At 56.2% G+C, this 12549-nt stretch carries 9 protein-coding genes; 6 read left to right on the forward strand and 3 right to left on the reverse strand.

Annotated features, from left to right (window positions below):
- The first annotated feature begins 78 nt into the window (after positions 1-78).
- The gene (locus FCL40_RS18960; RefSeq protein WP_407644162.1) at positions 79-426 is read left to right on the forward strand and encodes a Tn7-like element transposition protein TnsE; all 348 of its coding nucleotides are present in this window, start codon (positions 79-81) and stop codon (positions 424-426) included.
- Between the two features lie 33 nt (positions 427-459).
- Here the strand turns inward: FCL40_RS18960 and FCL40_RS18210 are convergent, their stop codons facing one another.
- Both FCL40_RS18210 and FCL40_RS18215 read right to left on the reverse strand, forming a co-directional pair.
- Positions 460-2445, reverse strand: a complete 1986-nt coding sequence (locus tag FCL40_RS18210; RefSeq protein WP_169307182.1) for a BbrUII/HgiDII family restriction enzyme — start codon at positions 2443-2445, stop codon at positions 460-462.
- Complete coding sequence (locus FCL40_RS18215; protein WP_136854700.1) at positions 2438-3520, reverse strand: DNA cytosine methyltransferase; 1083 nt, start codon at positions 3518-3520, stop codon at positions 2438-2440. The genes FCL40_RS18210 and FCL40_RS18215 overlap by 8 nt, the downstream gene beginning before the upstream one ends.
- A gap of 562 nt (positions 3521-4082) precedes the next feature.
- On the opposite strand from FCL40_RS18215, the gene FCL40_RS18220 reads away from it, so the two are divergent.
- A complete protein-coding gene (locus FCL40_RS18220) occupies positions 4083-4517 on the forward strand; it encodes a very short patch repair endonuclease (RefSeq protein WP_136854701.1) in 435 nt (144 codons plus the stop codon).
- Positions 4518-4787: 270 nt separating this feature from the next.
- Here FCL40_RS18220 and katG read toward each other — a convergent pair whose 3' ends face one another.
- Positions 4788-6947: a catalase/peroxidase HPI gene (katG, locus tag FCL40_RS18225; RefSeq protein ID WP_229360381.1), complete on the reverse strand. Its 2160-nt coding sequence runs from the start codon at positions 6945-6947 to the stop codon at positions 4788-4790.
- Positions 6948-7103: 156 nt separating this feature from the next.
- Here katG and FCL40_RS18230 point away from each other — a divergent pair, with 156 nt between their 5' ends.
- The 4 genes from FCL40_RS18230 (at position 7104) to ccoG (ending at position 12278) form a co-directional block, all read left to right on the forward strand.
- Positions 7104-7874 (forward strand): Mut7-C RNAse domain-containing protein, encoded by a 771-nt coding sequence (locus FCL40_RS18230; protein ID WP_136854703.1) that lies wholly within the window; start codon positions 7104-7106, stop codon positions 7872-7874.
- 188 nt (positions 7875-8062) lie between these two features.
- The gene (locus FCL40_RS18235; RefSeq protein WP_229360379.1) at positions 8063-9226 is read left to right on the forward strand and encodes an MFS transporter; all 1164 of its coding nucleotides are present in this window, start codon (positions 8063-8065) and stop codon (positions 9224-9226) included.
- 72 nt (positions 9227-9298) lie between these two features.
- On the forward strand, positions 9299-10735 hold the full coding sequence (locus FCL40_RS18240) for an NAD-dependent succinate-semialdehyde dehydrogenase (protein WP_229360380.1): 1437 nt from the start codon (positions 9299-9301) through the stop codon (positions 10733-10735).
- Positions 10736-10856: 121 nt separating this feature from the next.
- On the forward strand, positions 10857-12278 hold the full coding sequence (gene ccoG / locus FCL40_RS18245) for a cytochrome c oxidase accessory protein CcoG (protein WP_136854706.1): 1422 nt from the start codon (positions 10857-10859) through the stop codon (positions 12276-12278).
- The last annotated feature ends 271 nt before the right edge of the window (positions 12279-12549 follow it).

Genomic DNA, 12549 nt, shown 5'->3' on the forward strand with positions numbered 1-12549 from the left:
CACATTCCAGTTTAAATTCGGGGTCGAAAGAACGTCTTTTACGTTTGGTCATAGTGTCACCTGTAAACTTCTGAGGTGATGGTAAATCACCTCTTATCAGGTGGCCAAATTCACTATGCCACTACAGGAGGCTACTTTACTTTGCTTGAAGTAGACACATCAGATGCTGATAAGCAGTTGTCGACCAAGCTTCTCAAACATAGAACTAGGCCTTTGATGGAGTCTCAGATGGTTGAGTTAGAGAAGCTGCTGCTAAAGGGTTCGCTTCGTTGGCCTGTAACACTGTTTGATGGGTACTGTGGTAAAGAGCAGCATCACTGGATCCCTCATCCTAAGTCCAAGCACAAGGGGGTACTTGAGCCCGATAGCATTGGCGCTTGGGCAGCACGGGTTAGTGCCTGGATGTATAACGGTGATGATTGCTAAAAGAGGCCTTTCGGGCCTCTTTTAATTAATTGTTCAGAGCTTTTTAAGGATCTTGTGAACCCGATTAACCTTTTCTGATTCTTTTAGATAGTCAGAATAGCACTGAATTGCTGCTTCAATTAACCGGCGGTAAGTAAACCAGCGTCCATTGATATTGGATAGCAGTTGATCTGTCTCTCCGGGACGCCTTTCCGATGGATGGTTTCCTACCAGAAAAATTACCTCAACATAGGGACTGGGTTGGCCACTGTCTTGCAAACATTTAGTCCAGCCAGCATGATACTTTGATCCTTGATTATAGAGTTCAGATGCACTCACGGAACGCTCTTGACGTTTGAGTTCAATAATAACATTAGCACCAGAAACCTTTTGGTAGCGAATGTCTAACCGTCCTTTAGCTTCATCTTCAGTTAAGCTTGTTACTTGACCAAACTCTTTCTTTAATGATTCTTCCATGCGTTCGGACGAAGTTGCACGCTCCCAAGATGGGTCAAGCAGCCAAAGGTGCTGAAAGATGTGCTTTTGCATCTCTACTTCCAGAGCATTATCATCTTTTAGCTTTTCTAGCTGCTTAATGATGGACAACCGCTCGGTCACAATTTCATGGTAATAGCCAGCTTCTAACTCGTCGACCTCATCGAAGATCATCTTGAACTGCTCGGCATCGAATGTGGTTAGCGTATCCAGCTTATCCAGTTGCTCTTTCATCCGCATTTTTTCGAAGGCGATAATCCCGTGCTTGAACAACTCTTTTCGGTCGCTTTCGTTGTCGATTGGCAGCCCCTGAATATGTCCAACCAACTTGCGTGCTGCTTTTCTAGGAGCTGGTCTCAGTTCGCTGAGCCACTCTTTGATAGCACCTATATTCTCTTCAGCTTGTTTTCCGCCATCTTCATTACGGAAATCGTGCCAGACTCGACCAATTTCATTAAGTCGTTGTTGAATATAGGCCTTGAGCTGCTGGTAACGAGGGTCATCTTCGATCAAGCTTTGACGGCTACTGGTGGCAATATCTTGCTCGTCATCAAGGTCGAGGAAGTCTGCATTGATCTCACCAATGACATACTTAGTGAATAGCCTTCCGTCATTAAACTCTCCAAGAACGTCTTCATGTACAACCCTACCTCGGGCCATCAGGACGACACCATTGATGTTGCCTATTTCGTTATCCTTGAGCTGTCCAGAGGTTTCTACGGTGCCAATCCAGCCTTCAGCAATATACTGTTGCTGTGGGTCAACAATTCCATCCCATGCCTTGTGACGCTTTTTATTGCTACAGCTATCAATAAAGGACTGCAGTTGATTTTGGTCACCTAAAGTCCATAGGTATTCTATCTTGCTAGAGTAGTCTCGGTCACTGACCTGCACTTTGTCGCCATTTACGGTCACCATAAAGTTCAGGTTATCACTGATTACGGTAAAGCGACGAGCAAGTCGCTTCTTTAATACCTTAGGGGATGTCATGCGAGACTTAACAAGATCTGACAGTACGATGAGAGTACCTTTGCTAATCACTACATCTTCAGCAGGTATCTCTTCAGGGTAGTAGTTGTTGTCTTCGCCACTTTTTAGAGTGGCTTCGATCTTATCGACATCTAAGATAAAGCCATTTTTCTGGCCGTCTTTAACCGTATAAATTCGAATTTTTCTAGCAATGGAAAACAGCGACAGCTTACCCAACCCCTTACGGCCCATTACCGGGCGAGTAAACTCAGGTGTGGTAGTGTACCCGGCTTTGCGCCGGTCGTGACCGATCATCAGGAAGCGCTTGTTGATGTCATCTACAGTCATACCGCAGCCATCGTCCGATATCTCTATTTGGTCGCTTTCTTGATTTAGGTTTATTTCGACCTTTTCCGCATCTGCATCCCAACCATTGGCCACGGTTTCTGTTAGTACAGCTGCGACATTACTATAGAGGTTGATCCCCAAGTGCTTTAGCACGTTGAGACTGATGTTCATTCGGTACTTGTTAGCTTCAGTTGCTTGATCTTGTACCGCGCTATCAATGTCATTCATTCCCTGTGTATTCATATACGTGCTCTAGAATTGATTGTCCTACCAGTTCTCCCAGCTTAACGGGAACAGCGTTGCCGATCATCCGGCCCACGTGCCGAGTATAGAATTTCTCACCTTTACGAAAAAACTGATAGTCTTGAGGAAAAGTCTGCATCATCGCACCTTCACGTAGCGACAATGCCCTGTTTTGCTCTGGGTGCCCAAACCGGCCGGTACCGAATGAATAAAACTGAGTAGTGATGGTAGGGCACAGTTTGTCCCACTCCATGCGACCATACACCGACGAATAGGTACTACCGGAAGGTTTCTTGTGACATTCTGCGAGAAGCGATTCGTCCCAATCTTTCCAGGTCCCCCCCGGCTTGGACTGCTTAATACGTGCCATATTGATCGGTGAGAGGCAGGAGCTGTGATGTAGAGAATCACTGGGGTGAGTTTCGCCCGCTCTAATTTTGGGTAGTCCTGCGATTACGTCCCGGACAGTTACTTGCTTCTCTGTGCGTTCACTTTCGGCGAGGGAGATGGGGCCAAAGCGAGAGGCTAGCAATACGAGACGGCGGCGGCGTTGCGGCACACCATAATTTGCAGCATTTACTACTTGATGAGAAACCCAATACCCTTCGGTCTCCAGGCCCAGTACAAAGTCGTCAAAGATCTCGTAACGAGCTAGCTCTGCCACATTTTCCATTGAGACGATATCGGGCCTGATAGCTTTAATTTGATCCAGAAAGCTATATAGAAGGCTCCACTTCGAATCCTCTTGGCGTTTTTTGTTCTTTTGAGTGTGGTTAGAAAATGTCTGACATGGTGCACAGCCTACTAATACGCGGATATCAGCTCCTTCGTAGTACTGTGAAATCTCCTGGCTCGTAATTTCCGTCACACTCTTACAGATAAATTTGGCGTTATTGTTCGCCTCGTAGGGGAACTTGCATGAGGCTTCTAGATCAACGCCTGCAAGCACAGGAATGCCTTTACGTTGCATCCCGTGCGTCAGACCTCCAACCCCACAAAACAGGTCAACAGCCGCTATCCTTGGTGAGTTGGTTGCAGGTTTGTTATCAGTAGTGTTCATCAGATGTGCCTAACAACGCTTCTTCTTGTTGATTTCTTGAGCTGGTTTTGAAGCTCCATAACTTGAAGGCCCAAGCTGTCAGGAGTCGCTAAATCATCGCATGTTACCACAAAGCTAGACATTTTTACCCCTTAAGGATCCCGTCCTTTGAGCTTTGCAAGATGGCCTCGCTCGTTCGGTTTAAGCTCATAAATGGCACATATATCATCGGAAATCACACCGATGAGTTGACAAGATTAGTAACTGTGGCCTCATCTTCAGATGCCTCAGAATCTATAGCGTTTACTTTGGAGGTGCTTCTAGTGCGAAGGCATTGATGAGCGGAATTAGGCAAATAATCAGCAGTTAGCGTCAGGGTGTAGGCTAGCTCAAGAGGTTCAAGGCGATGGTATCAAAGGCGTGTCAGAAGGCTCAGTGTTGGCACGGAAAGCCTAGGCTTGATTCTGAGTGACAGTAAGGTCGCAACAGACACAGTATGAACCGTTGTTACACAACTCCACATAACCACAATGGCGAGTAGGAGCTCTATAGTATAAGCAGGATGTGCACAGGTGTTCGTCTCATGGTCGACACTCTAACGGCAAGGCAAAGATCGGATTTGATGTCCAAGGTAAAGAGCAAGGATACATCACCTGAGATAGTGCTTAGGCGTGTTTTGCATCGATTGGGGTTGCGATTCAGGCTTCACCGTAAAGACCTACCGGGACACCCTGATATCGTATTACCACGATATAAGGCGGTAGTCATGGTCCATGGATGTTTTTGGCACCACCACTCTGGATGCAAGAACGCCACTGTCCCCGATACCAACACCGAATTCTGGATGGAGAAGTTTGCTAGGAATGTTGAGAGGGATGCAAGGGTAGAGAATGAGCTAAAAGAGCTGGGGTGGCGAGTGTTCGTTGTATGGGAGTGTGAGCTGAATACCACCAGCACTGCCAGGGAGACAGGGGAGAGGCTAGCCGGGCTCATCACTTCAAATGTAGCTGCGGACTAAATTGCATGATTCCATCTATACGAAGAGCGGTGAGTATGACTCTTTATTCCTCAAACACCAGCCTGATGAAGAGCTACTGACTAAATCAGTATGAAACTATATTTTGGTGCCTCAATGCCAGAATCACCTTTTATGCAGTCTCTAGGCTTGTTCAGTATGATACTTTATTACTGTCCCACATCAGCCCCCTTCTAAGAAAGGCGATGCCAAACGGCATCGCCTTTTTGCTGTTGGGATCCTCCCCGGCTGAGGTGCCCCACCCCTATTGCCTCACTGAAGGTCGAAGCGATCCAGGGTCATTACCTTGGTCCATGCGGCGACAAACTCCTCCATAAACCGGCGCTCGCCGTCGTCGGCGGCAAAGACCTCGCTGACGGCTCGAAGTTCCGAGTTGGAGCCAAACACCAGATCCACCGGGGTGGCGGTCCACCTAAGTTCACCGCTCTCCCGGTCCCTGCCTTCAAAGAGGCCCGGGTTGTCGTTTGATGGACGCCACACGGTGGCCATGTCCAGGAGGTTAACAAAGAAATCACGGTTCAGGGTGCCCGGGGCGTCGGTGAACACTCCATGGCTGGACTGGCCGGCATTGGCGTTAAGGGCGCGCATGCCACCGATCAACACCGTCATTTCCGGCACCGTCAGGGTTAACAGATCCGCCTTTTCCACCAGCATCTCCGTGGGCGACCCATAAGCCCGGTCACTGTAGTAGTTGCGGAAGGCATCGGCAGTGGGTTCCAGTACGGCGAAGGAGAGGGGGTCGGTCATCTCCGCGGCGGCATCGGTACGCCCCGGCGTAAAGGGAACGTGGAGCGGGTGACCGGCGTCCTTGGCGGCCTTCTCGATGGCGGCGGCACCGCCCAGCACGATCACATCGGCCAGGGAAACCCGCTTGCCCCCGGACAGGGATTGATTGAACTGTTGCTGAATTTCGGCAAGACGTTTCAATACCCTGGTCAGCTCCTCAGGGGTGTTGGCCGGCCAATCTTTCTGGGGTGCAAGGCGGATGCGGGCTCCATTGGCGCCGCCGCGCATATCTGAACCGCGGTAGCTGGCGGCCGAGGCCCAAGCGGTTCTGACCAGTTCGGGAACGGTCAGGCCGGCATCGAGCAGAGCCAGCTTCAATGCGGCAGTGTCCTGCTCATCGATGAGCGGATGGTCGACGTCGGGCACAGGATCCTGCCAGGCAAATACCTCCTGGGGCACCTCGCTGCCGAGGTAGCGAGAACGGGGGCCCAGATCCCGGTGAGTCAGCTTGAACCAGGCCCTGGCAAAGGCCAGGTCAAACTCCTTGGGGTTCTTCCAGAAACGCTCGGCGATCTGGCGGAACCCGGGATCCTGTTTCAGCGCGATGTCGGTGGTGAACATCACCGGTGGGTTGTGCTTGCCATCGACGTGTGCGTCCGGCACCAGTTGCTGGGCGGACTCGTCGGTAGGCTTCCACTGAGTGGCTCCGGCCGGGCTGGTGGTCTTCTCCCAGTCAAACCGGAACAGGTTGTCCAGGTACAGCACCGACCAGGCCGTCGGGGTCTGGGTCCAGGCGCCTTCCAGGCCGCTGGTGACCGTGTCTTCGGCGTTTCCCTTGCCGCAGCGATTGCGCCAGCCCAGTCCCTGCTGTTCCACCGGGGTGGCGCCGGGCTCGGGGCCGATGCAGTCCGCCTTGTGGGCACCGTGCGCCTTGCCCAGGGTATGACCCCCGGCCACCAGGGCGACGATCTCCTCGTCGTTCATCGCCATCCGCCCGAAGGAGAGGCGCATGTCGGCCGCCGCCGCCAGCGGATCCCCGTTGCCGTTGGGGCCTTCGGGGTTGACGTAGATCAGTCCCATCTGCAGCGCCGCCAGGGGCTTCTCCAGTTGTCCATTGTGATAACGCTGGTTGTTGGCCAGCATTTGGGTTTCGGCGCCCCAGTAAACCCGGTCGGCTTCCCAGTCGTCCACCCGGCCACCGGCAAACCCCAGGGTGTCGAAGCCCATGGATTCCAGTGAGACGTTGCCGGCGAGGATCATCAGGTCGGCCCAGGAGACGCTGCGACCATACTTCTGCTTAATCGGCCATAACAGCCGCCGTGCCTTATCCAGACTGACGTTGTCCGGCCAGCTGTTCAGCGGATCGAAGCGTTGCTGACCGCCGTCGGCCCCACCCCGGCCGTCGTGGATGCGATAGGTGCCGGCGCTGTGCCAGGCCATCCGGATCATCAGTCCGCCGTAGTGGCCCCAGTCCGCTGGCCACCATGGCTGGGAGGTGGTCAGCGTCTTCTCAATATCCGATTTGAGCGACTTCAGATCCACGCTGGCGAAGGCTTCGGCGTAGTCGAACTCCTCCCCATAGGGATTGGAGCGAAGATCCTGGGCCCGAAGGGGCGCCAGGTTCAGCTGCTCCGGCCACCAGAACTGGTTCGACCTGGCCCGGGTGTCGGTCGATGATGCGCTCATTGGTAGCAGCAACGCCAACGCTGCCGCCGCGGTGACGCCGAGTAATATCCTGCCCATGGCAAGGTTCTCCTAAGTTTGAGTAACACATCCCCAAAGAAATATAGGCACTGTTGAGTGATAGGGTTAGCCAAGCGCCTGAGGGGCTATCCTTTGGGTATGATTCAGGACTCCCATGCGCCGATCTGGCGTCGTGTCTCGATTCGATGTCATGGTGACCTCGAAGACTTCCTGCCAAGGGGGCGACGGGGCGGCTGGGTGCTGCACCCATTTTGCGGCCGGCCCAGTGCAAAAAGCGTTCTGGAGGCGGCAGGTGTGCCCCAGGCGGAGATCGACCTGATATTGGTGGATGGGTGCCCGGCCGGTTTGGACTGTCGCCTGTTGGGGGGAGAGCGGCTGGTGGTCTATCCGCTGTTTGCCGCCATGGATCGACAACCCCTGTCGCGGCTTCGCCCCAGGCCCCTGCCAAAGGCGTTTGTGGTGGATGCGAACCTGGGGGCGTTGGCCAGGCTGCTGAGGCTGTGTGGCCTCGATAGCCTCTATCGTCGGGATTTCGACGACGATGAGATCGTCCGCCTGGCCCGGGGTCAGCGGCGCTTCATCCTGACCCGGGACAAGGGGATTCTCCACTATAGTGCGGTGGATCATGGCTACTGGGTGCGCAATACCCAGCCGCAACGGCAGCTGTCGGAGGTGATCGGCCGACTGCGACTCCAGTCTCTGTTGCACCCCTTCAGCCGCTGTATCCGCTGCAACGGCTTGATACAACCGGTGGCACGCGACCTGGTGGCTGGACGGGTACCCGCCGGCGCTTGGCGTGAGCACCGCCACTTTTTCCGCTGCGATGGCTGCGGTCAGATCTACTGGCGCGGCTCTCACTACCGCAGGATGGCCGCCCACCTCGCCGCCCTGGGGTTGCAGACACCCTGATGACGGCCTCGTTCGCCCTTGCCGTCCGCGAACCCCGCTCAATCACATTTTTTTATTATTAAAACAAAAAATATTCGTTTTACTCCGCCGTTTTTCAAGCTCACCATGCCGCCATTTGCAGCCACCCGGAATGGGTCCGGGTGATTGAATCGAGGTTTGTGTTGGAGCACGCCGTGACCGAGCCTGTGGTGTCCCGTTCTCATTCCGGGGTGCTGGCCCCCATCGGGGGGCTGTTTCTGTTTGCCGTGGCAACCGGCTATCTGATGAGCCTGCTGCCCCTGTCCTTGCCGACGCTGGGGATGTCCGGGACGATGGCAGCCTGGCTGGCCAGTGCCCTCTATGGCGGCCTGTTGCTTGGGGCCCTGGGTGTGGAGCCGTTGATTCGCTGGATGGGACACCGGCGAGCCCTGCTGCTCTCCCTGCTGGTGCTGTCACTGACGGTGGCGGTGATGGCCGCCCTGCATCGCCCCGAGCTCTGGTTGGCGATGAGGCTGCTGGCGGGAATGGCTACCGCCGGGGTGTTTGTGGTGGTGGAATCCTGGCTGCTGCTGGTGGAGGACGAGCGCCAGCGGGCCGCCCGACTTGGGATCTACATGGCTGCCCTATATGGGGGGAATGCCCTGGGGCAGTTGATGATCAATGTGCTGGGATTCGAGGGGGCCTGGCCGATGCTGGCGGTGATGGCACTGATGCTGTTGGCTGCCCTGCCCCCCCTGCTGGCTGGCGGCAGTGCACCGATGCCGCTGACGGAGGAGCAGAGCGGGTCATCCTGCTCGCCCCTGTGTGTGAAGGTGCCGGCCCTGCTGGGGTGCCTGATCTCCGGCCTGGTGTTGGGGCCGCTGTACGGGCTGATGCCGGTTTACCTTCATCAGCAGGTGATGGTGTCGGAGCTGACTGGAGTGATGATGGCGCTGCTGATCCTTGGGGGAATGGCGGTGCAGCCCCTGGGCAGTTGGTTGTCGGCCCGCTTCAGCAAGACCCTGCTGTTGTCCCTGTTCAGCCTGGCCGGGGCCATGGCGGTGGTGGTACTGATCCTGGCTTCCTCGCCCCTGGAGTTTGGGCTGGGGATGCTGCTGCTGGGGGCCGCCGCCTTTGTGCTCTACCCCATCGCCATCAGTCAGGCCTGTGAGGGGGCGACCTCCGGCCAGATCGTGCGCATCACCCAACTGATGCTGCTCAGCTACAGCCTGGGATCGGTGTCCGGTCCCTTGCTGGCCCAAGGGGGGCAGCGGTTGAATATGGGGTTGATCCAATACCTGGGGGTGATCTTCCTGGCGACGGCTCTCTACATGTTGGCGGCGGCACTCCGCCGTACCTCGGCGGTAGTGGAGCCGCCGGCCGGCATGGAGTAGCCGGCCGCCCTGTCCCGCTCCATGCTTTGATGCTAACGTTGTCCAATACGGGTAACGGGCATGGAAAGGAACATGACACAGCACTACAGGGCATTGATCGGTGGCGAATGGCAGCAGGGTCGGCGCGGCAGCTTCGCCGTGGATGACCCCGCGACCGCGCAGGTGGTGGCCATGGTGGCCGATGTCGATGTGAGCCAGGTGGATCTGGCCATCGAAGCCGCCGACAGGGCCTTCGACCGATGGCGTCGCCTTTCTGCCCAGGAGCGTTGCGACCTGGTGCTGTTATGGCATAACCGCTTGCAGGAAAACCGGCAGCGGCTGGCGGAACTGATCACCCTGGAGTCCGGCAAGCCGATGGCGGAGTCACTGGGCGAGGTCGAGTATGGCGCCAGCTACCTCAAGTGGTATGCCCAGCAGGGGGTGCGGGCCAATGGCCAGACCCTGCCGGCCCTGCCTGGCGGTCGCCGTCCCATGACGGTGAAACAGCCTGTGGGGGTGGTGGGGGTGATCACCCCCTGGAACTTTCCCCTGGCGATGATCGCCCGCAAAGTTGCCCCCGCCCTGGCGGCGGGGTGCGCTGTGGTGATTAAGCCCGCAGCGGAAACCCCGTTGACCGCCTTGCTGATGGCAGAACTGGCCCAGGAGGCCGGCATCCCCGATGGGGTGATCAACCTGGTGCCCGGCAGTGACGCCGCGGTCATTGGCCATCGCCTCTGCACCCACCCAAAGGTGCGTAAACTCTCCTTTACCGGCTCAACCTCGGTGGGGCGGCTGTTGATGGCCCAGAGCGCCGAAAGGGTTCAGAAGCTCTCCCTGGAACTGGGCGGCAACGCCCCCTTCCTGGTGTTTGACGACGCCAACCTGGAGGGGGCCGTCAGTGGCCTGATGGCCTCCAAGTTCCGCAACAGCGGCCAGACCTGCGTTTGCGCCAACCGCATTCTGGTGCAGCGGGGTATCTACGATGACGTGATTGCCCGGCTGAAAGCCAGGATGGCCGCCCTGACCCTGGGCCCAGGCGCCCTGCCCGGGACCGACCTGGGACCGTTGATCAGTGATCGGGCGTTGACCCGAGTCGAAGCCCTGGTGCGAGACGCGGTGGCGTCCGGGGCCCGTCTCACCATGGGCGGAAGCCGCTCTCCCAAGGGGGAGAGGTTCTACCTGCCGACCTTGCTGGAGTCGGTGACCGAGGATAATCCCATCTGGACCCAGGAGATCTTCGGCCCGGTGGTGGCGGTGACGCAGTTTGACACCGAGGAGGAGGGCGTTCGGCTGGCCAACAGTTCCGAGGCCGGACTGGCCAGCTACCTCTACAGCGACAACCTGCCGCGGGCGGTGCGGGTTGCAGAGGCGCTGGAGTACGGCATGGTGGGCATCAACGAGGGGATCATCTCCAGCGCAGTGGCGCCCTTTGGCGGCATTAAAAGCTCGGGCCTGGGGCGTGAAGGGGGCCAGGAGGGGTTGGAGGAGTACCTGGAGACGAAATACCTTTGTCTCGGAGGGATAGGATAATGTGATCCAGCTAACGGTTGATCGACGTACCTAACACAACTTGGCCCGGATTGATAAGAGTTGGTTAGAAAAAACTGATATAATCCCCGCCGAGTTGTAAACATGGAAAGGTTTTGCAGTTATGGCCCCTCGTAATAGCGATGCGCAAGCCAAGCCGATCAAGGTGCAGGCGGCGGATCCCCGCAAGATGGACAGGTTCAACCCCCGCAACCGAATATATGTCCGAAAATCCACCGGTCAATGGACAACACTGCGCCGCCAGATGGGCTGGGTGTTCATGCTGCTGTTCCTCGGACTGCCTTGGCTGCCCTGGGGTGACAGGCCTGCCGTACTGTTTGAACTGGCTCAGCGTAAGTTTTATGTCTTCGGGTTGGTGATCTGGCCCCAGGATCTGTTGCTGCTGGCCTTCCTGTTTATGATCGCCGCCTTTGCCCTGTTCTTCTTTACCACCTATCTGGGGCGGGTCTGGTGTGGCTATACCTGTCCGCAGACGGTGTGGACCTTCATCTTCATCTGGATAGAGGAGAAGCTGGAGGGGAGCCACAACAAGAGGATGAAGTTGGACAAGGCCCCCTGGAGTGTCGACAAGGCCTGGCGCAAGGGCGCCAAACACACCTTGTGGTTGCTGGTGTCGCTGCTCACCTCCCTCACCTTCGTTTCCTACTTCTACCCGGCGACCGAGCTCTATCCGGATTTCTTTACCGGCAGCGCCAGCGGCGGTGCCTATTTCTGGGCGGCTTTCTTCACCCTTGCCACCTATGGCAACGCCGGCTGGATGAGGGAGATCATGTGTCTGCACATGTGCCCCTATGCCCGGTTCCAGTCGGTGATGTTCGATAAGGACACCTTCTCCGTCGGGTATGACGCCATGCGCGGAGAGAAGCGTGGTCCTCGAGGCCGCAAGCAGGACCCGAAGAAGCTTGGGCTGGGCGACTGCATCGATTGCAACCTCTGCGTCCAGGTGTGCCCCACCGGCATCGATATTCGCAACGGCCTGCAGTATGAGTGCATCAACTGCGGTGCCTGTGTGGAGACCTGCGACGATGTGATGGCCAAGATGGGCTATGACAAGGGGCTGATCGCCTACACTACCGAGCGTAAGTTGGAAGGGGGCGAAAACAGGGTGATGCGGCCCAAGCTGGTCGGTTATGGTATTGCCATGGTGGTGATGTGCGTCGCCTTCGGGGTGATGGTCAGCGCCATCAAACCCCTGGAGGTGGATGTCATTCGCGACCGCAACATGCTTTATCGGGAAACCGATGAGGGTCTGATTGAAAACGTCTACACCCTTAAGGTGCTGAACAAGAGCGAGGCTCCGGTGACTTTTGAGCTGAATGTCGAGGGGCTGGAGGAGTACCAGTGGACTGGTCCTAACCAGGTCCTGGTGGCGGGCGGTGAGGTGGCCAGCGTGCCTGTGGCGCTGGCGGTCGATCCCTACTACCTGAAGGACGCGGTTATCGACGTCAGCTTTGTTGCCGCGGGAGAGATCGACCAGGCATCGGTGACCGATACCCAGAGTTCCCGTTTCATCAGTGTGAGATAAAACGGATAAAAGTGTAAGAAAACGGGCGTTGTGCCCGTTTTTTATTCGAAAGGAATGTTTTTATAAATTTCCCCTTGCGTAACGAAACCATCCCCCTATAATGCGCTTCCTGTCGACGGGGCACAGCGGGTCATCAAACACCGCGCTGAGCAAAACATCGACACCCGGAAAATCCTTTGAAAATAGGGGTTGACGGGGGATGAGGAAAGCGTAGAATGCGCAGCCTCGGCAACGCAAACAACGTTGCCACGCTCTTTAACAATTAGTCAGA

The organism is Ferrimonas sediminicola, from assembly GCF_005116715.1.
Lineage (GTDB): Bacteria > Pseudomonadota > Gammaproteobacteria > Enterobacterales > Shewanellaceae > Ferrimonas > Ferrimonas sediminicola.